The sequence below is a fragment of the Fredinandcohnia onubensis genome, from assembly GCF_002734215.1.
Lineage (GTDB): Bacteria > Bacillota > Bacilli > Bacillales > Bacillaceae_L > Ferdinandcohnia > Ferdinandcohnia onubensis.
The window spans coordinates 54,568-77,650 of sequence record NZ_NSEB01000014.1 but is presented as its reverse complement, the minus strand read 5'-3'; the positions used below and the strand labels follow the sequence as shown (position 1 = coordinate 77,650).

Annotated in this window: 26 protein-coding genes and 1 other annotated feature; of the genes, 7 read left to right on the top strand and 19 right to left on the bottom strand. The window is 38.4% G+C overall.

The window, feature by feature from the left end; translation table 11 throughout:
• Nucleotides 1–24: 24 nt before the first annotated feature.
• The gene (locus CKK03_RS17750; protein WP_099363874.1) at nt 25–426 is read right to left on the bottom strand and encodes a MerR family transcriptional regulator; all 402 of its coding nucleotides are present in this window, start codon (nt 424–426) and stop codon (nt 25–27) included.
• 116 nt (nt 427–542) lie between these two features.
• A complete protein-coding gene (locus CKK03_RS17745) occupies nt 543–947 on the bottom strand; it encodes a rhodanese-like domain-containing protein (protein ID WP_099363873.1) in 405 nt (134 codons plus the stop codon).
• Between the two features lie 146 nt (nt 948–1,093).
• Between CKK03_RS17745 and CKK03_RS17740 the strand changes: the two genes are divergently transcribed.
• Nucleotides 1,094–1,531: a VanZ family protein gene (locus CKK03_RS17740; protein WP_142354037.1), complete on the top strand. Its 438-nt coding sequence runs from the start codon at nt 1,094–1,096 to the stop codon at nt 1,529–1,531.
• A 195-nt stretch (nt 1,532–1,726) separates the two neighbouring features.
• Here CKK03_RS17740 and CKK03_RS17735 read toward each other — a convergent pair whose 3' ends face one another.
• The 5 genes from CKK03_RS17735 to nagE form a co-directional block, all read right to left on the bottom strand.
• Nucleotides 1,727–2,644: a DUF7916 family protein gene (locus tag CKK03_RS17735; protein WP_099363871.1), complete on the bottom strand. Its 918-nt coding sequence runs from the start codon at nt 2,642–2,644 to the stop codon at nt 1,727–1,729.
• Between the two features lie 16 nt (nt 2,645–2,660).
• Nucleotides 2,661–3,386, bottom strand: coding sequence for a GntR family transcriptional regulator (locus tag CKK03_RS17730; RefSeq protein WP_099363870.1), 726 nt, complete (start codon nt 3,384–3,386; stop codon nt 2,661–2,663).
• Nucleotides 3,343–4,137, bottom strand: coding sequence for a glucosamine-6-phosphate deaminase (gene nagB, locus CKK03_RS17725; protein ID WP_099363869.1), 795 nt, complete (start codon nt 4,135–4,137; stop codon nt 3,343–3,345). The genes CKK03_RS17730 and nagB overlap by 44 nt, the downstream gene beginning before the upstream one ends.
• A gap of 3 nt (nt 4,138–4,140) precedes the next feature.
• Nucleotides 4,141–5,310: an N-acetylglucosamine-6-phosphate deacetylase gene (gene nagA / locus CKK03_RS17720; protein ID WP_099363868.1), complete on the bottom strand. Its 1,170-nt coding sequence runs from the start codon at nt 5,308–5,310 to the stop codon at nt 4,141–4,143.
• A gap of 176 nt (nt 5,311–5,486) precedes the next feature.
• Nucleotides 5,487–6,932, bottom strand: a complete 1,446-nt coding sequence (gene nagE / locus CKK03_RS17715) for an N-acetylglucosamine-specific PTS transporter subunit IIBC (RefSeq protein WP_099363867.1) — start codon at nt 6,930–6,932, stop codon at nt 5,487–5,489.
• A gap of 321 nt (nt 6,933–7,253) precedes the next feature.
• Between nagE and CKK03_RS23795 the strand changes: the two genes are divergently transcribed.
• Entirely contained in the window at nt 7,254–7,403 is a 150-nt protein-coding gene (locus tag CKK03_RS23795; RefSeq protein ID WP_180271298.1) for a hypothetical protein, read from the top strand.
• Between the two features lie 74 nt (nt 7,404–7,477).
• Here the strand turns inward: CKK03_RS23795 and kynB are convergent, their stop codons facing one another.
• On the bottom strand, nt 7,478–8,107 hold the full coding sequence (kynB, locus tag CKK03_RS17710; protein WP_099363866.1) for an arylformamidase: 630 nt from the start codon (nt 8,105–8,107) through the stop codon (nt 7,478–7,480).
• Nucleotides 8,108–8,280: 173 nt separating this feature from the next.
• Between kynB and CKK03_RS17705 the strand changes: the two genes are divergently transcribed.
• Nucleotides 8,281–9,120 (top strand): CAP domain-containing protein, encoded by an 840-nt coding sequence (locus CKK03_RS17705; protein ID WP_099363891.1) that lies wholly within the window; start codon nt 8,281–8,283, stop codon nt 9,118–9,120.
• 79 nt (nt 9,121–9,199) lie between these two features.
• Here the strand turns inward: CKK03_RS17705 and tyrS are convergent, their stop codons facing one another.
• The 3 genes from tyrS to CKK03_RS17690 all read right to left on the bottom strand — a co-directional run bounded on the left by tyrS (nt 9,200) and on the right by CKK03_RS17690 (nt 12,359).
• The gene (tyrS, locus tag CKK03_RS17700) at nt 9,200–10,444 is read right to left on the bottom strand and encodes a tyrosine--tRNA ligase (protein ID WP_099363865.1); all 1,245 of its coding nucleotides are present in this window, start codon (nt 10,442–10,444) and stop codon (nt 9,200–9,202) included.
• A 52-nt stretch (nt 10,445–10,496) separates the two neighbouring features.
• Nucleotides 10,497–10,720, bottom strand: a binding site (T-box leader).
• Between the two features lie 119 nt (nt 10,721–10,839).
• Nucleotides 10,840–11,259 carry a GreA/GreB family elongation factor gene (locus CKK03_RS17695; RefSeq protein ID WP_099363864.1) on the bottom strand — a complete coding sequence of 140 codons (420 nt, stop codon included), beginning with the start codon at nt 11,257–11,259 and terminating at the stop codon, nt 10,840–10,842.
• Between the two features lie 248 nt (nt 11,260–11,507).
• Nucleotides 11,508–12,359 (bottom strand): VOC family protein, encoded by an 852-nt coding sequence (locus CKK03_RS17690; RefSeq protein ID WP_099363863.1) that lies wholly within the window; start codon nt 12,357–12,359, stop codon nt 11,508–11,510.
• Nucleotides 12,360–12,494: 135 nt separating this feature from the next.
• Between CKK03_RS17690 and CKK03_RS17685 the strand changes: the two genes are divergently transcribed.
• A complete protein-coding gene (locus CKK03_RS17685; protein WP_099363862.1) occupies nt 12,495–12,812 on the top strand; it encodes a winged helix-turn-helix transcriptional regulator in 318 nt (105 codons plus the stop codon).
• Nucleotides 12,813–12,967: 155 nt separating this feature from the next.
• Entirely contained in the window at nt 12,968–13,819 is an 852-nt protein-coding gene (liaG, locus tag CKK03_RS17680; protein WP_099363861.1) for a LiaG family protein, read from the top strand.
• Between the two features lie 53 nt (nt 13,820–13,872).
• Here the strand turns inward: liaG and CKK03_RS17675 are convergent, their stop codons facing one another.
• Nucleotides 13,873–14,760 carry a polysaccharide deacetylase family protein gene (locus CKK03_RS17675; RefSeq protein ID WP_099363860.1) on the bottom strand — a complete coding sequence of 296 codons (888 nt, stop codon included), beginning with the start codon at nt 14,758–14,760 and terminating at the stop codon, nt 13,873–13,875.
• 147 nt (nt 14,761–14,907) lie between these two features.
• Here CKK03_RS17675 and CKK03_RS17670 point away from each other — a divergent pair, with 147 nt between their 5' ends.
• Together CKK03_RS17670 and CKK03_RS23790 are read left to right on the top strand one after the other, a co-directional pair.
• Nucleotides 14,908–15,651, top strand: a complete 744-nt coding sequence (locus tag CKK03_RS17670; protein ID WP_099363859.1) for a metallophosphoesterase family protein — start codon at nt 14,908–14,910, stop codon at nt 15,649–15,651.
• A gap of 151 nt (nt 15,652–15,802) precedes the next feature.
• On the top strand, nt 15,803–15,970 hold the full coding sequence (locus tag CKK03_RS23790) for a hypothetical protein (RefSeq protein WP_165918242.1): 168 nt from the start codon (nt 15,803–15,805) through the stop codon (nt 15,968–15,970).
• 37 nt (nt 15,971–16,007) lie between these two features.
• Here the strand turns inward: CKK03_RS23790 and CKK03_RS17665 are convergent, their stop codons facing one another.
• From CKK03_RS17665 to CKK03_RS17635, 7 genes are all read right to left on the bottom strand, one after another.
• Nucleotides 16,008–16,850, bottom strand: coding sequence for an SAM hydrolase/SAM-dependent halogenase family protein (locus tag CKK03_RS17665; RefSeq protein ID WP_099363858.1), 843 nt, complete (start codon nt 16,848–16,850; stop codon nt 16,008–16,010).
• A 219-nt stretch (nt 16,851–17,069) separates the two neighbouring features.
• The gene (locus CKK03_RS17660) at nt 17,070–17,633 is read right to left on the bottom strand and encodes an undecaprenyl-diphosphatase (protein ID WP_245864185.1); all 564 of its coding nucleotides are present in this window, start codon (nt 17,631–17,633) and stop codon (nt 17,070–17,072) included.
• A 119-nt stretch (nt 17,634–17,752) separates the two neighbouring features.
• Entirely contained in the window at nt 17,753–19,204 is a 1,452-nt protein-coding gene (gene cls / locus CKK03_RS17655; RefSeq protein WP_099363856.1) for a cardiolipin synthase, read from the bottom strand.
• Nucleotides 19,205–19,405: 201 nt separating this feature from the next.
• On the bottom strand, nt 19,406–20,263 hold the full coding sequence (locus CKK03_RS17650; protein ID WP_099363855.1) for an MBL fold metallo-hydrolase: 858 nt from the start codon (nt 20,261–20,263) through the stop codon (nt 19,406–19,408).
• Between the two features lie 286 nt (nt 20,264–20,549).
• Nucleotides 20,550–20,840 carry a DNA-binding protein gene (locus CKK03_RS17645; protein WP_099363854.1) on the bottom strand — a complete coding sequence of 97 codons (291 nt, stop codon included), beginning with the start codon at nt 20,838–20,840 and terminating at the stop codon, nt 20,550–20,552.
• A gap of 28 nt (nt 20,841–20,868) precedes the next feature.
• Nucleotides 20,869–22,113, bottom strand: a complete 1,245-nt coding sequence (locus CKK03_RS17640) for an ABC transporter permease (RefSeq protein ID WP_099363853.1) — start codon at nt 22,111–22,113, stop codon at nt 20,869–20,871.
• Nucleotides 22,106–23,032 (bottom strand): ABC transporter ATP-binding protein, encoded by a 927-nt coding sequence (locus CKK03_RS17635; protein WP_099363852.1) that lies wholly within the window; start codon nt 23,030–23,032, stop codon nt 22,106–22,108. The genes CKK03_RS17640 and CKK03_RS17635 overlap by 8 nt, the downstream gene beginning before the upstream one ends.
• Nucleotides 23,033–23,083: the final 51 nt, after the last annotated feature.

The window sequence follows — 23,083 nt, the reverse complement described above, 5'->3', positions numbered from 1 at the left end:
TTCATAACTATATGATTCTTTAACTCAAGTAAACAGAACCATAATTAATTTTGCAAGTGCCATGCTTTGTGAAGACATCTTATTCAATACCGATTTTTGTTGCTCTGCGGATAATCCCTCAAGCATCGGCTTTATTTCTTTAAGTTCAGTTTCTAGGTATTCCATTCGCTTTGATAAATCCTGTGTGTATTTCAAGACTTTCTCTTGCTCTACACGACTTGTTTTAAATAGCTCTACCTTTTCCTTGATTTCAAGTAAAGGAATGTTTAACTCCTTATACTGTGCTACAAGATGGAGAGTTTCCACAGCTTCGTCACCATAGAATCGATAGTTAGAGTCTGAGCGTTCAGGCGTTAAAATACCAAGTTGTGTGTAATAATCAATCGTACGCTTTGATACATTTGCTTCTTTTGCTAATTCTCCAATTCGGTATAACTTCCCAACGGCTTCACCCCTTCTATCAGTCTTCTACTCTTCTATTATATGTATAATAAACCGTACAGTCAAACGTGATGGTTTTTCGGTACGATTTAACCCCAATGTTACTTTTCCCTCTCACTTGATGTCGCTTTTGTTTTTAGGCTATAGAGTCCTCCTTTGATATGTGCAAGAGGCAGGTTCTTATGTCTTCTTCTTAAGACTTTGGCTGCTTGTTTACTACGTATACCTGTTTGGCAATATAAAATAATGTCTTTATCTGTTGGAATCTCCACTTTCTTTCGTTTAATTTTAGATAATGGGAGATTAATGGCACCTTTAATATGATTTGTTTGGTATTCATAAGGGTTTCTCACATCAATGATTGCAATATCCTTTGAATTTTTCATCTTTTCTTTAAAATCAGCTTCCGATAATTGTTTGAGGTCCTTTACCGGTCTAAAGGTATCGAAAACTAAAATAATGAAGATAATTCCTAAACCTATTTGAAGCACTGTAATCGTATCCATTTTCCAACATCCTTTTCATAAGTTAATCCTATTATAAGCGAAAAAGAATAGAAACGAAAAACCTGTGTGACATCGCACTCTTTTTGCGTTATTGTAGATGAGGTAATAGTTTTAAGGATTGGAGTTTTATTCAATTGGGGCACGCAATGAAACGGTTTTTGGCTGGTACAGTGTTTATCACTTATTCATTATTTCTTGTATATTGGATGTTTTTCGCATTTTCCCGGACAGAAAGTGGGGAATTCAGGTATAATCTCACACCCTTTTCAACAATCAAAAATTACTTTATGTATTATGATCATTTTCCTTTTCACATTTGGATCATTAATATTGCCGGAAATATAGGTGTTTTTATACCATTTGGAATCGTGTTGCCGATTCTTTTTCCAAAGCTTTCAAATTTCTTTTTATTTATCTTCGCTTTTGTCATCGGGATCACATCTCTTGAGGTTCTACAGCTTTTTAGTATGCTCGGTAGTTTCGATGTAGATGATATTATTCTGAATACAGTCGGGGCTGTGATTGGTTTTATTTTATTGCAAATTATGAGAGTTCGTAAAAGAAGACGCAAAAAAAGGAGATGAGGTCAAATACGTTCATGTATTTGGAACCTCGTCTCCTTCATCCCGCATTAACGGGCAGTATACTCCACAATTTAAATCTTTAATATAAAACAATGATATAAAGAAATTTCTCCATAATCACTGCCCGTAAAGCCCGATTGGTTCAACTAACAACCAGTGCAGGATGAAGAACCCCCCACTGATTGAAGTTTCACTTTATCTATTAACAGAAGCTGCCATTCTTATATATGTATGACGTTTTCCGCGAATAGCGATTGAATAGGTCATAATGTTTTCTGGGACAGCAATTCCATGATACCCGGCATCTCCAATATGGTAAATATCCGCACCTGCCATTTTACTCGTTAATGCAATTTGACGGATAGTTGCTTCATCAGCGCCCTCTTGGCTTGTACCAATTGTCAGCATAACCATCGCCCCCTTTGCATGAACAAAACGGACATTTTTCTCGGTTGCTTCAAGAGTAATTCCCGGAACCGTTCCAGGTGCTGGCATTAGAATAACGTCTGCTCCTGCTTCAATAAAACTGTCTAAAGCTGTCTCTGAAATGATTCCGCTTCCTGATTCATTGGCAACACCTGCACCATGCATTTTGCCAGCAATGATAAGGCCCTCACTTCCGAATACCTCACGAGCCTTCTTTATAGCAACGACAATTTCATTATTTGTAACACCTGTTTTCGGATTACCCGTTAAACAGACAAAATCGAAGCCAAGCTTTTTTGCTTCATTTAAGGATTCTTCTGTTGCTAAACGCCCTTTCGGAAGCTGGCTTAACGTTTCAAGTTGCATCGCATTCGGATCAACTGGCTCTAAATTCAATCCAATGGGTCTGCCTGTTAACTCCTTTAATTTCTCGACAATGGATTCACCCTCTTGTGCTTGAAAACCTTCTACAAAAGGAGAAAACACATCAAAATAATTAAAGATTAACAAATCGGCACCAAATGCTGATGCCATTTCTGCGTTCGTCACTGCTGGATACATGGGTTGGAAGGAACCAATCACTTCGGATAAAATGGTCCTTCCCTCTGAAGCTTTTATAGCTTGCTTTAAGTCCTGGCCGTTCATTTTTTTGAAGTCTGAGGCTGTGCAATCTAATAAACGTTTCATGATGTTACCTCCTAATTTATGTTCGAACCATTTCGACTTTATATTTATACCGGTCAGCTCTATAATAGGATTTTACAAATTCGAGCGGCTGTTGACCTTCTAGGTATGTAATTTGCTGAATGTAAAGAACAGGTGCTCCTACCTTTATGCCTAAAGCAGAAGCCTCCCGCTTGTGAGCAGTGGTTGCTTCTAGCTCCTGAACCCCAGAAGTAAGATGTAACCCAATTTCACTCTCTACATATCGATAGATAGAGTGCCCAGCCACTTCACTTGTTAAGCCGGGTACTAGATCTTCCGACATGTAAAAAACCTCAAACGCAATCGGCTGCTTGTCGGCTAATCGCAAACGTTCTATTTGGTAGACCTTAGCCCCTTCTTCTATCTGTAGGTTAGAGGCGATTAGTGAATCTGCTTCAATTATGATAAAATCTAACACTTGTGTTCCTGGCTCGAGCCCTCTAGAGCGCATATCCTCAGAGAAGCTCGTTAATCCACGTACATTTTTTTCAAATTTCTTAACTGCTACAAAGGTCCCTTTTCCTCGTTCCCTTTGTAGGTAACCTTCATTTACAAGATTAGTGATGGCTTGTCGTACAGTCATACGACTAATTTGGTACTTCTCCGCAAATTCTCTTTCAGATGGGATCATTTCACCAGGCTTAAGCTCTTTTTTATCGATTTTTTCACGAATATGTTGCTCAATCTGAAAGTAAATAGGTACGGGTGAATTCTTCTTTATCATGAGCAAAGCCCCTCTTCACTTCATCATCCACCAATGAAAGCGCCTCTTCGTCCGCAATAATCGTTACGTCAGGGTGATTCTTGAGAACAGTTGCAGGAATCGTTTCAGTAATTCCCTCGTTGATTACCTTTTCGAGAATCTCTGCTTTTGTTTTTCCTGATACGAGTAAAAGAACTTTCTTACTTTTCATTATCGTGGAAATTCCCATTGTAATTGCATGTGTTGGTACTTCATCAATGCTATTAAAGAAGCGCAAATTTGCTTGGCGTGTTGATTCTTCAAGCTCAACAACATGTGTTTCTGAATTGAAAGGTGTTCCAGGTTCATTAAACCCAATATGGCCATTAACCCCAATTCCTAGCAATTGAAGATCGACTCCACCTAAATCCGAAATCACCTTTTCATACGCCTTACTTTCTTGTTCGTAATCCTCTGCCAGCCCGTTTGGAATATGAATATTGTCTTGATTAATATTTATTTGTGAAAAAAGGTTCTCCATCATAAAATGGTGATAACTATTAGGATGGTTCTTTTCAATCCCTAAGTATTCATCGAGGTTGACGGTATGAATATTCTCATAAGATGTCTTATTTTGCCCATGGTCCTTAATTAACTCTTTATATGTTCCAACTACGGTACCCCCAGTCGCAAGACCTAATACCGAGTTTGGTTTTTCTTTTACTTGATGTGAAATTATAGCCGCAGCGTATTGGCTCATTTCATCAAAATTCTTAACTGCTACAACTTTCATCTATTATCCCTCCCTATTTGAATACGCAAGTTTCCCACGACAAAAAGTCATGATTACCTCTAATTGATCATTCACGATCACAACATCTGCATCCTTACCAGCCCTAATACTTCCTTTTCGATCAAACACATTAATTTGCTTCGCTGGGTTAACCGCCGTCATTTGTGTAATATCTTGTAGAGAGCAATCAGCAAATTTCATCATGTTTTGAACTGCATCATTCAATTTTAAGATACTTCCCGCTAAGGTTCCATCTTTTAATACAGCACGTTCGCCATTTACGATTACCTCTTGCCCCCCTAGGTCATACGTACCTGCACCAAGGCATTTTGCACGCATAGCGTCGGTTACAAGAATGGAACCTTCACTCCCTTTAACTTTATAGGCAAACTTCACCATTTTTGGCGCAATATGAATCCCATCCACGATCATTTCACATTTTACTTCATCATGTAATAGAACAGCACCAGCTACACCTGGTTCACGGTGATGGATTCCACGCATCCCGTTGAATAAATGCGTAGCATGAGAAACTCCAGCTTTTATCGCAGCCTCAACCTCATCGTATACAGCATCAGAATGACCAATAGAAGCAACAACACCTGTATTTTTTAAATGGGCTGTTAATTCTAGTCCACCTGGTTCTTCTGGTGCCAATGTAACAAGCCTTATATTGTTGCCTGATAAGGTTTGCCATTGTTTAAACAGTTCCACATCGGGGTTAATAATATTATCTGGGTGTTGTGCCCCCGCTCTTTTTGGAGATAAAAATGGGCCCTCTAGATGTGCTCCTAAAATTTCTGCATGACCTGTATTTTGGTTCGGTATAAAATCAGCAATATTGCCGATTGCCTGTTCAATATCTTGCTTCGATTTCGTCATCGTTGTTGCAAGAAAGCTTGTTGTACCTTCCTTAGGTAATGTTGTTACCATTGTTTCTAATGCATCAAGGGTTGCGTCCATCACATCTGCCCCGCTTGCTCCGTGAATATGTAAATCAATCATACCTGGAATTAATGAGTAAGATTCATCAAAGTTGATCACTTCGTCTTTATCACTTGCTTGGAAGTCAGCCATTGGCGCTACTCTTTTAATCTTGTCTCCATCGATTTCAATAAACCCTTTTTCGATGATTCCGTCTTCTGCGTATATTGTTAGGTTTGTAATAAACATGTCAAGGACTCCTTTTATGTTTCATCTCATTCATTATATCTCGAGTGAAAGCTAGTTGTCTATACCACTTAATACTTTGTTATTTTTACCTTACTTTTCCCCTTTTCTCATAATATTATTGTGTTTTTCTATAAATTAAAGGGCCGTCCAACTTGGGACAGCCCTCTTTTTCGTTCTTATTTCTCTTTACGAATTTTATTGACTTCATCTGCAACGAATTGTACGTTTGTTCCGACAATAACTTGAATGCTGTTTTTACCAACAATATTAATTCCAGGAACCCCTGTTGCTTTAATCTTTTGCTGATCTACTTTATCCATGTCCTTAACTTCTAAACGTAAACGAGTTACACAGTTATCAACTGATGTTACGTTCTCATCTCCACCTAAACCTTCATAGATTTGAGCGGCCATAGATGCGAATTTTGTTTTTCCATCCGCTTGAGTAGCTTGACCTTCCTCAACATCTTCTTCTCTACCAGGAGTTTTAATGTCAAACTTCTTAATTAAGAAGCGGAAGATAACATAGTAAAGCACGAAGAACACTAAACCTTGTAGCAATAGCATATATGGCATATTTGCAAGTGGTAATCTAGAACTTAATACAAAGTCAACTAGACCTGCACTGAAACCGAAACCTGCAGTCCAATGGAATGTTGTCGCGATAAATAATGAAATACCCGTTAATGCTGCGTGAACAACATATAATGCAGGTGCAACGAACATGAATGCAAATTCAAGCGGCTCTGTAACACCTGTGAAGAATGATGCGAAACCTGCTGCCATCATTAAAGAAGCAACTTGTTTTTTTCGAGCTGTTTTTGCAGTGTGATACATCGCAAGCGCAGCTGCTGGTAAACCAAACATCATCACTGGGAAGTATCCAGCTTGATACATACCAGTAACTCCTTTTTCCCCTTTTCCAGACCAGAAATTACCGATATCATTGATTCCTGCAACATCAAACCAGAAAACGGAGTTTAAAGCATGGTGTAATCCAGTTGGGATTAATAATCTGTTAAAGAATCCGTATAGCCCAGCACCAATTGAGCCTAAATCACTGATGCCTTTACCGAATGATACCAATCCTGTATAAACTACTGGCCATACAAAGAAAAGAATAGCCGAAGCAACAATCATCGCTACAGACGTCATAATTGGTACTAGACGTTTCCCACTAAAGAATGCTAAAGCATCCGGTAATTGTACCTCACTGAAACGATTATACATAGATGCTGCAACAAGACCAGAAATGATACCAATAAATTGGTTACCAATTTTTCCGAATGCCGCGTTTACCTCAGCTGGGTCAACCCCTTGAAGCATTGCAACTGTGTTGGTACCAAGTAGTGTAGTAATAACAAGGTATGCAACAAGACCACTCAAAGCAGCAGAGCCGTCTTTATCCTTCGACATACCTAATGCAACACCGACAGCAAAGAGAATTGACATATTGTCGATAATTGAAGACCCAGCTTTGATTAGAAATGCAGCTACTGCACTGTCAGCTCCCCAACCAGTAGGGTCAATCCAGTAACCGATACCCATCAAGATAGCTGCCGCTGGTAATACTGCAACCGGTAACATCAACGAACGACCAATTTTTTGAAGATATTTCATCATGATGAATTCCTCCTATATTTTTGTGATTTCCTTCTATTCTCTGGTTTTTAACTACTTCAATATTTCAAGAATGATTTCAAAATGGTTAACGCTTACACGTTAGTGTAACCAAAGGATAGTCAGATTAATTACTGCAACTCATTTTAACACCCGGCTGTGTAGTTGTCTATACCACTTTTAAAAGTTGTTTTACATCAAATATTTCGATTATTTAAATGAAAATCAGCATTTTTATCTACCAGAATATAACTAAAGGTGTATAGAAGTTAGAATTCTTATATATTAAACTGGGGATAAGCATTCATTAGGAGGTAGTATTCCGTGAAATTGGGCGATAAAGTCGTTTATAAAGACGATTTGTATGAAGTTCTGTACGTTTATGAAAATGGAATGTATGAGATCAAACAAATGGAATTACTATTTAAGGTAGAGCTTGTTAATCAAAATGACCTCATACCTGCTGCTTGTTAATCCTGCATGTTTTCCCTTCACCTAGAGGGTTTAAAAAATCCATTGTCTTATGACAATGGATTTTTCTTCGTTCCCTATAATTTCTTCAAAACGGCGCGAACAGGACTCCCATCAGCACCAACGATTGGAAGTGGCAGTGCGATTAATTCATAATCTCCAGGATCAACATGTTCTAAGACAATTCCCTCAAGTATATGGATTCCACGCTTATGTAATTGATGATGGGCCTGTAAGTCTTTACTATCCAATTGATCGACAGACGGAGTGTCCACTCCAATTAATTGAATTCCTTTTTCAGCTAAATATAATGCAATTTCTGGATTTAAACTTGTAATAGAGGTCGGAAATCGGTTCCGATTTTCCCATGAATTAGTACGGATTAAGAGCCGCTTAACACCGGATAAGTCAAACTTCTTTAAATCCTCAATCTTAATTTCCTTTTTTCTTGATACTTCGATCACCCTTGCTTTTCCTACATATAAGTCAAGGTCTAGTTCATGTACTTTTTTTCCTTCATTATCAAAGTGAAATGGAGCATCAATATGAGTTCCAATATGAGTACTTGTTGTGATTTGTCCTACATTAACGGTTGAACCTTCTTCAATGGACCATGTGAGAGCGTAGTTAAAGGGGGTATCGCTGGGCCACTCTTGGGTTTTATGACTTAAAGGCTGAGAAATATCAATGATTTTCATCGCTTTCACCTCATGTATTTTGTATTTGCTTTCTTCCTTTATTTTATTGGAAGTTGTTACTTTCTTTAAGGGGTTCGATGGGTTTTTTGCCGATTCGATTCTCTTTAATTACCACCAATACTTTCGCAACTGCAGAAGCAAAATATAAAAGTAAATCCAATCATGCGAAGGAGGAATTTACATTGCAAAGATTTACAAAAACAGGTATCGCGATTCTTGGTTCTGCAATGCTTTTATTGTCCGCATGTAATAATAATAACGACAATGCTGCAGATGACAATAACCGGTCAGCAAACGTTGAAAGTGTGAATAACGGCTATATCATTAAACAAGACCGTCCCTATCGTACTACAACGTCCAGTGATAGATATCCACATACTACAAGCGTACAACATGCAAAAGGAGAACAACAGTATTATCGGTTTATCAATAAAAAAGTTGTTGTTCGTACGCCTGACGGTACAAACGCAATTCCAAATGATTTAAATCGTTTTATAGGTCGTGGTAATGGTAATAATGCTGCACCAGCACCAAATAATGTGACTCCGGCACCTAATTACCCGACAGGTGACACAGCGCCTGTTGAACAAAACCGTCAGCCTGCTACACAGCAACCTGCTCCGGCCCCAGCCCCTGCCGCTGGAATTAGTAATTTTGAACGACAGGTTATTGACCTTACGAATGCACAACGTACGAAAAACGGCTTACCTGCCCTTAAAGCCGATACAACATTAAGTAAAGTAGCGAAAACAAAAGCTAATGATATGCAGCAAAAAAATTATTTCTCTCATACAAGTCCGACTTACGGATCTCCGTTTGATATGATGAGGGATTTCGGCGTATCGTACAAGACAGCTGGTGAAAATATCGCAAAAGGACAAGCATCACCAGAGGCCGTAGTAAACGCTTGGATGAACAGTGAAGGACATCGTAAAAACATCCTAAGTCCAAACTTTACTCATATCGGAGTTGGGCACCAAGCTAGCGGTAATTACTGGTCACAAATGTTTATTGGAAAATAAAAAAGAAAAGCGCGCTTTACTTGGCGCTCTTATAAAAAACGGGGCTGACATCAATGGATTGTCGCCCCGCTTTTATTTGTTACTTTTTAATTTTTACAAACTTACGCTTTCCAACTTGAACAATCATGTCGTTTGTTATTTCAAGCTCTAGATGAATATCTTCAACTTTTTCACCATTTAGTTTGACGCCGCCATTTTGAATCATTTTCCGGGCTTCTCCTTTGGACTTTTGTAAATCCAAGTGAACAAGTAAGTCAATAATCGAAATGTTATTCTCTCCTGACCAAGTTACTTCAGGAATGTCTTCCGGAATGACACCTTTTTGGAAGACTGTTTTAAAATGTTCTTCCGCTTGCTGAGCTGCCTCTTCACCATGATACATTCTCACGATTGTTCTTCCAAGAAGCATTTTTGCATCACGTGGGTGTAACGTGCCGTTTTCTATATTAGCCTTGATTTCATTCTTTTCTTCTAAAGAAAGGTCTGTCACTAAATCAAAGTATTTGGCCATCATTTCATCCTGAATGGACATTGTTTTGCCATACATATCATTAGGTGCCTCGTCCACACCAATGTAATTTCCTTTTGACTTAGACATTTTTTCAACGCCATCAAGTCCTTCTAATAGTGGTAGAAGGATCACAACCTGCTTTTCTTTACCAAAATGCTCTTGTAAATGTCTTCCCATTAACACATTGAAATGCTGGTCATTACCACCTAGTTCAATGTCACTTTCTAGTTCAACTGAGTCATACCCCTGCATAAGTGGGTAGAAAAATTCATGAAGAGAAATCGGTTTTCCAGTCTCTAAACGCTCAGAGAAATCATTTCTTTCAAGTAAACGGGCGACCGTAATACTTGCCGCTAAGTTAATAATATCCTCAAAATTTAATGTAGACAGCCATTTGGAATTATAATGAAGCTCAACCTTCTCCGTGTCTAATACTTTTCCAAATTGCTCAAAGTATGTTTTTGCATTATGTTTAACTTCTTCATCAGTTAACTGCTTGCGGGCAACGGATTTTCCAGTTGGGTCCCCAATCTTCCCTGTAAAGTCACCAATTAAAAGCTGGACCACATGACCATTTTCCTGAAATTGTTTTAATTTATTTAACACCACTGTATGACCTAAGTGAACGTCTGGCGCTGATGGATCAAGCCCGAGCTTCACTTTTAATGGTTGGTTGGTCACAATGGACTTTGCAATTTTTTGTTTTAATTCATGTGCTGGGACAACCTCTTGTACCCCATTTGTGTAAATAGCAAATTGTCTTTCCAATTCTATTTTCTGTTCGTCTGTTAACTGTTCGATAAAGTTCTCCATTGGTTTGCCTCCTGTTTGTTATAGTAGAAAACACAAAAAACCACGCCCCTAAAAAAGGGACGTGGTTGCACGCGGTACCACCCTTGATTGAAGATATGTATCTTCCGCTTCATTCGAATAACGGCTCGTCCGTTCTTTGCTAATTTTCACTAAACGTGAGTTCACAAAGAAAGCTCAAGGAGGTAATTCACATTTATCTTTGTTCCGGTTTTCACCAACCACCGGCTCTCTGCTACAGGGAGATAAGCTGCTACTGATTCCTATCATCACTTTTCTATTCAATATAAAGGCTATTTTAACGAATAATTCACTTTTTAACAAGCAAAAATCCACTTCCTTTTATACACATATTAAAAGAAGTGGATTGTAAGCGCTTAATTATATTTTCAGCACTATTACTGCAAAATTAAATTTCCTGCAAATGCTATATCTTGGATCATGACCGGAAGGCCTCCCGCTGGTGTACTCAGCAGTACTTTGTCGCCTACTTTACACAATAATAATTGTCTTCCAACCGGTGATAAAAATGAGATACATCCGGCATCCGGGTCCGATTGTTTCGGCAAACATATATAATAATCCTCTGTATCGTCTTCCCCATCAAACATGACCGTTACCTTTGTTCCAATAAAAACCTTAGGTATGGGTTCTACCGCACCACTTTCTACATAGCTTTTAAGTTCACTGACATATGAACGAAAGAAAGTCTGATTCCTCTCCTTAAGTGGTGTGGAGGAAGAATAGAGATTGTTTAATTCCTGCAAATGTTGGTCGATATAATGGAGCTGATCATTAAAATAATCCTTATGGCTCATAGTAGATATCCTCCTTGCTAGGATCAAACACTCTGCAAAATTTCATTTTCACCTTCATTTTTATTTCCCCTTCCTTTTTGCATATAAAAATAGAGGCCTTCCTTAAACGCAGAAAGGCCTACCATACATTTCCAATTATATCATATTCATTCCTACAAAACTAGCAACCTAGCAGTTGTTTAGGTATAACTTATGTCATCCTAATAAAAAAGCAGCTACCCGAAGATAGCTACTTTATCCATTGTCACCTATGCAACAACAAGTTTTATTTTATTGTCTGAAGGGTCTTTTGTAACCACGACTCCATCTTCTTCTTGAACATATGCGCCAATTTTCTTTAGGTTTTCAATAGTTGTTTGTAATGCATTTTCAGTTGGTAATACAAGTGTAAACCTCTTAATCCCTGCACTATTTTCAGATGGTGCAGGTGCCCCTACGCCATTCCATGTATTGAGACCAATGTGGTGATGATATCCGCCTGTTGAGATAAACAATGCCATGCCTCCGTAACGAGTTACAACATCAAAACCAAGACCTTTGGTATAGTATTCTTCTGTCTTTGCTAGTTCAGATACATGCATGTGAATATGGCCCATGACCGTTCCTTCTGGTAGTCCGGTCCATTTTTCACCATTCGCAGATGCAAGTACACCTTGCCCGTCAAGTGGTTCTGTCACCATTTTCACTTCGCCATTTGACCATTCCCATTCTGTGTCCGGACGGTCTGCATAAATTTCAATTCCATTTCCATCTGGATCATCTAAATAGAGGGCTTCACTCACTGCGTGATCAGAGGCGCCAATTGGTATATTATTTTGGACTAAATGATAAAGTACTTTACCAAGCTCTGCACGGGATGGTAAAAGCAATGCAAAATGGTAAAGCCCTGTACGGCGTGGCTCTTTAGGCGTTATGTTCTCAGGCTGTTCAATTGATAACAATGCTGTTTTACCGTCTGCAGTTAATAGCGCCTTTGTCTCCGATTGCTCTAATACCTTGAATCCAATTATATTTTGATAAAACGTTAAAGAACGCTGTATGTCTGTTACCTTTAACTCTACAAGTTCTACAAATGTATATGGTGGGCGTTGATATTTCATATTTTTATGCCTCCTAAATTTCATATTCACTAACTTACTTTATGTAAGTAATTATATTTTAGTAATTAGATTATGTCAAGTAAGTTTATTATTTCTTACAATGCGCTATAATATAGGTATAGGGGTGAAGGAAATATGGATTCAAATGTAATTTGTCCTAAATTTGAAAAAGCTATGAGTTTACTTGGCCAACGCTGGACAGGACTCATTATTTATCAACTTCTTTCAGGTCCACAGCGTTTCTGTACAATTGAATCATCGATTGGAATTAGTGGAAGAGTTCTTTCAGAAAGGCTCAAAGATCTAGAGAATCAAGGTATTGTAAAAAGGCATGTGTACCCAGAAACCCCGGTACGCATTGAATATTCGTTAACCGAAAAAGGGCTCGCCTTAAAACCTTTGATGGATGAAATTCAAAAATGGTCGCAGGACTGGGTTAAAATAGAATCATAAATCACCAACGTAGAGCAGATTGTATGGAAAACAATCTGCTTTTTTCTTTTAATAAGCCTCAGGTCCTATTTGGAAATATATCGGTGGTGCGTTACTTAATTCTTATTCCTCTTTTATGATAAGGATAGAATAAATGATAAAGGCAGGTTAGAAAAATGAAGAAAATCTTAATTATATTTTTCATTCTTATTGGGGTTTATCTCGTCATGACAAACCTCTACCGAATTCCAGGGCTTCCTTTTGGGAATTCTGGGGACTCAGCTAAGGTAACAGAAAGAATTGATGAAATCAAAATCGATATAACATCCATTAGCACGACCGTTATCCCTGAAAATCGTGATGACGTAAAAGCAGAATTAAAAGGGAAAGGTGAAGTTCATGTTTCAAAAAGCGGTGACTCAATAGAAGTTACATATGAACGTGGGTTCTTTAACTGGAACGGGTTCCCTTTCTTTGACAATACGAAACTTACCGTCTATATCCCCGAAGACTTTGACAAAGAACTCTCACTTAGAGTTGGATCAGGTCATTTGGAATTTGATGGAAAACCTATGGAAATCAAAGAACTCTCAGCCGATGTCCATTCTGGAAATTTACGTTTGCAAAACCTTTCTGTTGAACATTTTACACACAATGTAGCTTCGGGAAATTCTAGAATTGAGAAGCTTACAACAAAAAGTGGTGAAATTGATGTTCGTTCCGGGAATGTAACGATTGATGAGTATGAGGGAAAACTTGAAGCTGAAGTGCGCTCTGGACGATTAAAAGCAACCATTTCGAAACTTACTGATTCCATTGATGCAGATGTTCGATCAGGCTTACTTGACCTTGACTTACCAAATGATGCTGATTTTACATTAGACGGTAAAGCAAATAGCGGCTACATTTCTAATGATTTTTCCCTTGATGACTCCACAAGAAATAAAGGAAGCATTGAAGGTAAACATGGTGCAGGTACCTATGATGTGAAAATTGAAGTGAATAGCGGGAAAGTAGACATCAGATAATAAAATAAAAAGTATCGTAGGTTCATTTACAATGATGCCTACGATTCTTTTTTTTATTGATATGCTGGTAGACCAAGCAATGTTTCGAGGTCCACTATTTCATAGCCCTGCTCTTGCAATTCTTCAATGATACTTGGCAAGACCTCATATGTATCGTACTCATCTGCGTCTGTGTGCATGAGTATGATGTCACCGTTTCGAATGTTTGAAAGTACATTGGAGGATATGACATCCGTACTTCTTTGAGCCCAATCAAGTGAATCAATTGACCAGAGAATGATTGAGACATTATTCCCTTTTGCAACCTCTGCCACCAATTCATTTGTTGAGCCGTACGGTGTTCTTACTAATGCGGGCGCTTGACCAATGATCTCTTCAATCGCAGTTCCTGCCTGTTCTATTTCATTACGGACTTCGGGTTCAGACAACTTATCTAATTGAACATGATGGTAGCTATGACTTAAAACAAGATGCCCCTTTTCATAGGCTTCTTTCACTACCTCTGGATGCTTCTCGGCTTCACTTCCTAAAAAGAAGAAATTCCCCTTAACCCCGTATTGATCCAAGACTCCAATCACAGCTGATGTCACCGTACTATCTGGCCCATCATCAAACGTTAAAGACACTTGTTTTTTATTAGGACCATTGATATACACATTTTCTTGAGTTTTTGAGAATTCAATAATCTCCTCCCGCCATTTTTGCATAGACGTTACGGTCTTTTTTTCTAGGTAAGGAGATTCCCCTTTTATTTCAAGAAGGTATTCATTTTTCCAGGATCGATCAACGGAAAATCTTGCGTTTGGAATCGTTTCTTCTTTCTGTTCAATATTGTGATTCCCGTATGCAACTCCCCCAACTTCTTTCATTTCTTTAGATGAACAAGAAGCTAACAAAAAAGCCGAACATATAATACTAAATAAAATCACCCTTTGAATCATGACAGCGCTCTCCCCCTTTTCTTCATTCTAAACACACGAAACATAGATGGAAAGAATATTTAGCAATTTTAGTTAATTTAATAATGACAAAATTTTCAATCTATTTTATTATTAGATTACTATAACTAAAACCAAGGGGGCTTTAGCATGAGCATTGCGCTCATTTCCGATATACACGGAAATATGACAGCACTTGAAGCTGTCTTGGAACATATAAAAGTTCGTGAAATCAAGACCATCATTTGTCTTGGAGACCTTGTAGGAAAAGGGCCAAACTCAGCCGCCGCAGTTGACCGGATTCAAGATGTGTGTGAGGTTGTGCTTTTGGGAAATTGGGATGACTTTATTCAAAATGAACATCCTGATGACGGAATCACATGGCACCGAAATCAGCTTGGCAAAGAACGCCTTTCATACTTAGGAACCCTTCCCTTCCATTTTGATTTTTATATGAGTGGGAAATACATTCGGTTGTACCATGCCTCTTCAAAAAGTGTCCACCACCGTGTTGTCCCCATGATTCATTCCGACGAGGAGAAAAGGGCAATGTTTGATTACTCTGAATGGATTACTCCTTTAGAGGAAAAGACACCAGACATTATTGGTTTCGGAGATATTCATGCTGCCTTGATTGAACCAATGAATACAGAGCAAACCCTTCTAAATGTAGGAAGTGTCGGTAACCCGCTTGATACAATACATGCAACCTTTGCCATCCTACACGGGAACTACCAATCAAGGGAAGTCGCACCTTTTTCAATCGAAATTGTTCGTGTTCCATATGACATCGAAAAAGAATTACGTATCGCTGCCGAAATGGGGGTGCCGTACTTTGATAAGTATGCAGTAGAGCTTCGAGAAGCAGTTTATCGAGGGTCGCCAAAAAAGTAATAATAACCAATTCGTCAAACTTGCACAAGACAAAATTTTCAAGGTAAAATAAGATAAAATAATAATTTTACACGTATAGTTTTCATAATTATGGGATATAATGTTTTTATTTTAAAGCCTCTAAATATAAAAACCTGAGAGGGGAATTGCCATGACCACCAATAATGAATCCAAAAAAGAGATCGCGGTTAATTCGACTGTCCAGCTAAAAGGGATAGTAAAAGCAATATTTAATGATTCCATCCATGTCCAAATCGGAGGAAAAATCATCACGCTTCCCGCTTCAAACCTATTAAAGCAAAACAAGCCTTTAACATAATACGTAAAAAAACACCGTTCATTATCTGAACGGTGTTTTAGTTTGTTTTCCGGATTTTAATTATCCATTCTGCACCAGTACCTATTGAAAATTTTTCAGCAAAGGACTCCTGATTAAGAGCCACTCCGATTTTGTCTAAAGAATTAATATAGAGCAGTGGATCCCCAAGTTCACTGTCAGCGAAAGAACGTCCATACTTCATTGTACTTTTATATACAATACTTCCTTCACGATCAATGATGACTTCGAAGATATCACCATACCCATTACCAAGTTGATTAAAAAGGGATCTGTCAATATTGGTCCAAAGGTTACCAAAGCGGACATCTAGGATATCAATATTCCCAATAATTGCGTCATTATCAACTTTCACTTCAAAAACAGGCAACTCTACCAAGGACTCTACCGGAACTGTTGGCCCGACCTCTTCATAAGTGATCACTCGTGAAGCTAGTCTAGCCCCTGTATAGGCATACACATCCCTTCCATGAAAGGTGTATGATTCACCTGAAAAAGGCAAACGGTTTTTACTTTCATCAATCATTCTCGCTTCTTTAATTCCAAACGCCCGCTTGATATGAGTGATTGTTCCGTTATCAGGTGTCACAAGATATTGGTTCGTCTCTGTCTGCACCACGATGCTTAATCGATCAGAACCAACTCCAGGATCCACAACAGAAACAAAAACAGTCCCCTCCGGCCAATACTTTATAGTCTGAAAAAGCCGGTAGGAGCCTTCCCAAATATTAAATGGCGAGATGTCATGGGTTAGGTCAAATATCGGAAGCGCTGGGTGAACCGATAGAGCAACACCGTACATTGCGCTTACAGCCCCATCACTCGTTCCAAAATCGGTCTGCAATACTAAATGATTATTCATACCTATACCTCCATCTTTTATTATTCTATCCCAGGAAGGCTTGTTATCAAAAAACAAAAAACCACGTCATTATCAAAATACGATAAGGACGTGGTCCCCTCTTACATCGCCGTTCACTTAGACGAAAAAATTCACACTCTATATTTCCCCTAATGCTTGTAAAATATCCGCTTTTATTCTAACGAAAGCATCTGTAAAAATAACCGATATTACTCGTTATCAGAAGTCTTTTTCATTTGTTATTGGAAACTCAAGCTGATCATTTCGATTTCGTAATTTGATCTTCGATCCTGTCACGAATAAAAGATACGCCGAAAGCATGGCTAGAATGGCTGCTACGATAATATCACCAGGATAGTGTACCCCCACCCAAATTCGTGAAAAACCTACTATGCATGCAAGTGCCATCCAAAGATATCTTCCCGGTTTCTTAAACAAGAAAAAAGTAAAACTAACCGAAAAAAAGATCATCGTATGATCACTTGGAAATGAATTATTAACTGCCTTTTCAATCAATTGATGGACATTTGTCAGTTCAGCGAAAGGCTGATTATTGGAATGAAACATTCCCGCCACTCTTCCTAGTAGTACCGCTACCCCTACCGAAAGCAAAGCACTGACCGCCATAATACGGTTTTGTGAGCCTTTAATTAGATAACAAATCACTGCTAGGATAAGGACATACAAGGTATAACTCGCTATATAAATCATTGGCTGATTTAAAAATGATAATTCCTCGCTTAACCCATTAATTTTGTAAAACACTTCTGTATTCATGTCCATTAAATTCAAAGAATCTCCCCCCAAAATCAATCCTACCCTAATTTTAGGCAATTTCAAATATAAAAAAATCGGTGCAACTTACACTTTTTTTAAGATAAGCCACACCGATATTTTGTCGACTATAGGATGGGAGATAAAAGTCTTGAAATGGATTCCTTAAATTTAATATTAGCGCCTCTTTTTCCATATTCATCAAATGTCAGTAATTTAGAAAGCTTTATGTCTTCTTTGAAAATAGCTGTTAGCTCTTTAGAAATATTTTCATCATATAAAAACGCATTGACCTCAAAGTTTAGTCTAAAACTTCTTACGTCAATATTCGCTGTACCAACTGAAGAAATTTCCTCATCAACAACAAGTGTTTTTGAATGAATAAAGCCATTGCTGTATATATAAACATTTGCTCCAACTGGTAGCAATTCTCCGATATGCGAGATGGTCGCCCAGTAAACGAATGGATGGTCCGGTTTATCTGGAATCATGATGTTCACTTGGACCCCTGAAAGGCATGCCACCCTAAGTGCATCGAGTAAGCTTTTATCAGGGATAAAATATGGTGTCTGCATATAAATCGATTTTTTCGCGGAATAAATCATTTTAATATACGCATTCTTAATCTGCTCAAACTCCGAATCCGGCCCACTTGTAACAATTTGAATCCCGACATTGCCTATTCTGACATTCTCAATCGGAAAAAGTTCTGGATCATACATAATATCATAATCACGGGATGCTTGATTCCAGTCTAAAATGAAGCGAGCCTGCATGGTGTCAACAGCATTTCCCCTAATGCGTAAATGCGTATCTCGCCAATATCCAAACCTCGTGTTCAAACCTAAATACTCGTCACCGACGTTGAATCCGCCTACGTAACCAACCTTTCCATCAATAATGACTAATTTCCGATGGTTTCGAAAGTTCATCCGTAAATTGATAAACCGTAGCCTTGAAGGGAAAAAGACCTCAACTAGACCACCAGCTTCACGAAACTCTTTAAAAAAACGTTTCGTCAATGTCCTGGATCCTAGCTCATCATAAAGAACGCGGACCATAACACCTTCTTTAACCTTCTTGGTTAAATGCGCCATTAATTTTCGACCTAGATTATCATTTTTAATAATATAATATTGCAAATGAATGGATTCCTTTGCGTCCTCAATATCCTGAAATAGACGTCTGAATTTTTGTTGTCCATCCGTAAAAACTTCCACGGCGTTGTTTTTTGTAAACAAGGCCTGGTCATTTTTAAGATTCATGTAAATGAGGTCTTGATTATCTTTTGTAACATGATTATTAAAGTGGAATTTTTGTGTACGTATCAGTTCTTTCTGTTTTTCTAGAACCTCTTCAATCCCACTCTTCTTTAAATCATCCCACTGAAAGAGATGGTCACGTGTTAAATTTCGACCTAATAGCAAATACAAAATGAAGCCGGCTACTGGTATAAAGAAAAGTACTAATAACCATGCCCAAGTCGAACTGGCATCTCTTCTTTCACGAAAGATTACAACTACGGCGAAAACAATGTTTAAGACCATAACCAACCCTAATAACAACGAAGAGATATTCACCATATTCCCCTCTCTCACCAAATCATTCTACTTTAAAATATACTATATAAAAGATTGTTTATGAAACAATTAACTTACTCCGGGACAGAGGGACAGGTTCCTTGTCCCACCATTTATACCTAAGGCTGGGACAATGGACCTGTCCCCGTGTCCCAGCTAAGTGTAAGAAACCTGGCTTTTTAAGACAGCCAGGTTTCTTTTCTAATGGATATTTTTATCTATATAGCGTCCATAGTCCGGAATTGCAATTTGGTCAAAGTCTCTTACTAATCTTGTTAAGGATTCTTCTAACAGCTCACCGGTCATCGGCAAACCATGTCCCGTAATGGCAACACTTGGTTCTAACTTAGCTAGAGTTTCAACCGATTTCTTTGCTGCCTGCCAATCTGTTGTTAAATATCTTGGCGGACCGCTGATTTCCAGTTCTTGCGTAAACACCTTATACAAGTACTCTTGCTTCACTGTCACAAATGCATCACCCACGATAAGAGCGCGATCCTTTTCTCGAAAAAAAGATACATGACCTGGTGCATGGCCTGGCGTATGGATCCAACGGAATTCCGGCAAATGAGGAACAGTTCCATCCACTGGAAGCTTTTCGACATGACTTCCTAACTGGATTGGCTCATTCGGAAATAATGGTGACATTTTCGCCACCATCCCCCCTTCAACCGACGAGTCTGGTTCAGGATAGCTTTTTTGCCCTGTTAAAAATGGCATCTCCAATTCATGAGCGTAAACAGGTACATTCCAGTGCTCAACTAACTCAACGATTGCACCTACATGATCAAAATGGCCATGTGTTAAAAGAATTGCCTTCGGTCGACTATCCTTGCCAAAGCGTTCCTCACATACTGCAATTATTTCCTCTGCAGAACCTGGCATTCCCGCGTCTACAATCACATATTCCGATGTACCCGGCTCACCAACTAGCATAAAGTTCACGATTTGGATGGTATGCGAATAAATATCCGGTACTACCTGCATTCCGACTCCGCTACCTATAGAGGTTGCCGGAATAAATTTATAATCACTTCCGTATTGCATGTCCTTTTCCATTAAAATCCTCCTTACACATTCACCTAGTGATAGTGTTTCACAGGATTAGTAATTTATTTATCCCGCATTAACGGGCAGTATATCCACACTCAAAACTTTAGTGAAAACATAGAAGTTTAAACGGGAAACTGCCCGTAAAAGCCCGATCATCGAACAAAGACTAAGAGCGCCACGTCCTGTGGCAACGTCTTTGTGACACACATCCTATGTGCCTCAACTAACAATCAACGGGCCATAAAGAATCCCCGCTGATTGAAGTTTCACTTTATCGAGAAGGACTGTTGCGCTATTCACCCAAGTTTGATAACCATTGCTTTAATTTACTCTTTGGGTAATACACTGTTCCATTTAATACGATATGAGGAATATCTGGATGCTCCTTTATCAATTGCTTTGCATCTTCTTTGGAGACCCCAATATGATAAGCGATATCCTTCTCTTTAATCAGTTCATATAAATCATCTTCCTCAAGCTTTTCCATTACACCCTTCGCTTCAGGATTTTTAAAGTTTTTTAAGCCATCACCGATGAAATAACCTGCAACTGCGATTCCTATAGCCAAAAATAAAAGACCCATTTTCACACCCCACTTTGTAGTACTTCACTTAGGAACGAATCCACTTCCAAATTTCCTTCGGAGTTGCATTTTTACCATACATAAGAATACCTGTTTTGAAAATTTTCCCTGCAAGTTTCATAAATAGCCATATACTCACAATTAAAATAAATAAAGAAATAACAATTTCTATCCATGGCCATTCTTCTAAAAACGTGAGACGCAATAATAACACTCCCGGAGCTGTAAACGGGATATAGGTTCCGATTTGTGCAATTAGACCGCTTGGATCTCCAATTACTGGTCCAATAAATACAAAAGGCAAAAATGGTAGCATCATAACCATACCTTGAAAATTACCCGCTGACGACATATCAGCCATCGTTGCACCGACACCTACAAACAGTGCCGCAAATAAGAGATACCCTAAAATTGCAATTAAAACGAATAATAAAATCTCTGGTCCCACTAAGTAGTTTAAAATAGGAATATCCAGCTTCCAAAGTGCAATCGGTATTCCAAAGCCAAGAAATACAACTGCTTGAATCATACCTAATATGAAATACCCGATAATCTTTCCTTGCATCAACTCAGCTGCAGTAAGGGATGATAATACAATTTCTGCAACCTTATCTTTCTTCTCTTGAGAAGCACTTTGAAAAATATACATTCCTGAGAAAATAATCGAAAGTAGAATAATTCCTGCAAAAGCCCCAGGTATAATTCGTTCAAGAGGATCCTCTCCTACCAAGTCGGATTCTGACTCTTCTTCAACAGCTTCCTCTGTCTCATCAACGAATGTTTCCTCAAACGTTAGCTGTTTAGAGAATGCAGCTAACTGTTCTTCTGAGAGCCCTAGTTTTTTCATTTGCATGGTCTTTAATGGAACTTCTAATACTTGAACCTGATTCATAAAAAATGGACTTATTTCTTCACTTGTATGAACTGGAATCACACCATTATCAAAGCCTGTCTGCTCGAACATGATAAACGCTGTATTTTCCGACTCTTTCAGTTCTTCTAAGATTTCTTCAAACCCTTTTTCTGTTGTCTCGAGCTCCCAATTCAGTTCATGTGCGGTGACTGTTTCTTCAATGACTTCAGTAACTCCAAGCTCATCACTAATCAAAACACGTGTTGAAATTTCTTCTTCGGGCTCTGAACCTCCAAAAACACTTCCTAAGAACATAAAAGCTAAGAATAAAACGGGTGTTAGGAATAAGCCAATCAAAAAGGACTTATTTTTCATATTTCTTCTTACTTCCCATTTGGCTACTTTCATGGCGTTACGCATCTATAACAACCTCCTCTCGCAGCATGTTCTTATCCGTTGCAATATCAATAAATATCTCATGTAGGGAGATTCGGTCAATGGATAACTCATTGATTTCCAGTTGATCCGGTAAATGCTTTAACCAACTTGCAACTTTAACATCCTTTGTCAGGTACAAGATTGATGTTTCCTCCTGTTGTTCTATCCGTTGAACCTCAGGAAGGCCTTGCAGAGTTTCCAAATCGTTTTTACCGCGAATGGTACATTTAAAATTGGCATATTCTTTCTTTACATTATCCATCGATCCATAGATGACCTTTTGTCCACGGTGGATCAGAAATAACCGATCACACATTTCCTCAACTAGGTTCATTTGATGAGAGGATAATAGAATTGCAGTGCCGCCTTTAGCCAGATTCCTAATTTCTTCTTTAAATAATTCTTGGCTTACTGGATCGAGTCCTGAAAATGGTTCGTCCAAAATGAGAAACTCCGGTTCATGTAAGATGGATGCAATAAATTGTACTTTTTGTCCCATACCTTTGGATAGTTCCTCAACGGATGAATTTTCTTTCCCCTCTAGCCCGAATTTCTTCAAGTAGGTAAGAGCACGTTCCTTGGCCTTATTTACGGGATAATCCTTTAATTCAGCCAAATATAGAAGAATATCCATTACCTTGACATTTTTATAGAGTCCACGTTCCTCTGGTAAATATCCGATTTTATTTCGTGGTATTTCCATATGTCCTTGGAAAGTAATAGAGCCTTCATCCGGATACATGATTCCCATGATATTTCTGATCGTGGTTGATTTCCCAGCACCGTTTGGGCCAAGAATCGCCATAATTTCTCCTTTATAAACTTCAAAGGAAATACCCTTTAGCACCTCTACATTTTTAAAAGACTTCTTTAAATGATCTACTTTCAGAAAAGCATCCATAATGATATTCCTCCTACTTAATCAATTCCCTAGGAGATCGGCAAACAAATT

What these genes read in the sequence shown, in the direction of transcription:
- nagB (WP_099363869.1), bottom strand. Translation starts at nt 4,137, where the DNA reads ATGAAAGTTGTAGCAGTTAAGAATTTTGATGAAATGAGCCAATACGCT.
- CKK03_RS17645 (WP_099363854.1), bottom strand. Translation starts at nt 20,840, where the DNA reads ATGGGTCTTTTATTTTTGGCTATAGGAATCGCAGTTGCAGGTTATTTC.
- CKK03_RS17665 (WP_099363858.1), bottom strand. Translation starts at nt 16,850, where the DNA reads ATGAATAATCATTTAGTATTGCAGACCGATTTTGGAACGAGTGATGGG.
- CKK03_RS17735 (WP_099363871.1), bottom strand. Translation starts at nt 2,644, where the DNA reads ATGAAACGTTTATTAGATTGCACAGCCTCAGACTTCAAAAAAATGAAC.
- CKK03_RS17660 (WP_245864185.1), bottom strand. Translation starts at nt 17,633, where the DNA reads ATGGACATGAATACAGAAGTGTTTTACAAAATTAATGGGTTAAGCGAG.
- liaG (WP_099363861.1), top strand. Translation starts at nt 12,968, where the DNA reads ATGAAGAAAATCTTAATTATATTTTTCATTCTTATTGGGGTTTATCTC.
- CKK03_RS17745 (WP_099363873.1), bottom strand. Translation starts at nt 947, where the DNA reads ATGGATACGATTACAGTGCTTCAAATAGGTTTAGGAATTATCTTCATT.
- CKK03_RS17670 (WP_099363859.1), top strand. Translation starts at nt 14,908, where the DNA reads ATGAGCATTGCGCTCATTTCCGATATACACGGAAATATGACAGCACTT.
- CKK03_RS17690 (WP_099363863.1), bottom strand. Translation starts at nt 12,359, where the DNA reads ATGAAATATCAACGCCCACCATATACATTTGTAGAACTTGTAGAGTTA.
- CKK03_RS17635 (WP_099363852.1), bottom strand. Translation starts at nt 23,032, where the DNA reads ATGGATGCTTTTCTGAAAGTAGATCATTTAAAGAAGTCTTTTAAAAAT.
- nagE (WP_099363867.1), bottom strand. Translation starts at nt 6,932, where the DNA reads ATGATGAAATATCTTCAAAAAATTGGTCGTTCGTTGATGTTACCGGTT.
- CKK03_RS23790 (WP_165918242.1), top strand. Translation starts at nt 15,803, where the DNA reads ATGACCACCAATAATGAATCCAAAAAAGAGATCGCGGTTAATTCGACT.
- CKK03_RS17695 (WP_099363864.1), bottom strand. Translation starts at nt 11,259, where the DNA reads ATGAGCCATAAGGATTATTTTAATGATCAGCTCCATTATATCGACCAA.
- nagA (WP_099363868.1), bottom strand. Translation starts at nt 5,310, where the DNA reads ATGTTTATTACAAACCTAACAATATACGCAGAAGACGGAATCATCGAA.
- CKK03_RS17640 (WP_099363853.1), bottom strand. Translation starts at nt 22,113, where the DNA reads ATGCGTAACGCCATGAAAGTAGCCAAATGGGAAGTAAGAAGAAATATG.
- CKK03_RS17730 (WP_099363870.1), bottom strand. Translation starts at nt 3,386, where the DNA reads ATGATAAAGAAGAATTCACCCGTACCTATTTACTTTCAGATTGAGCAA.
- CKK03_RS17650 (WP_099363855.1), bottom strand. Translation starts at nt 20,263, where the DNA reads ATGGAAAAGGACATGCAATACGGAAGTGATTATAAATTTATTCCGGCA.
- CKK03_RS17675 (WP_099363860.1), bottom strand. Translation starts at nt 14,760, where the DNA reads ATGATTCAAAGGGTGATTTTATTTAGTATTATATGTTCGGCTTTTTTG.
- CKK03_RS17685 (WP_099363862.1), top strand. Translation starts at nt 12,495, where the DNA reads ATGGATTCAAATGTAATTTGTCCTAAATTTGAAAAAGCTATGAGTTTA.
- CKK03_RS17740 (WP_142354037.1), top strand. Translation starts at nt 1,094, where the DNA reads ATGAAACGGTTTTTGGCTGGTACAGTGTTTATCACTTATTCATTATTT.
- tyrS (WP_099363865.1), bottom strand. Translation starts at nt 10,444, where the DNA reads ATGGAGAACTTTATCGAACAGTTAACAGACGAACAGAAAATAGAATTG.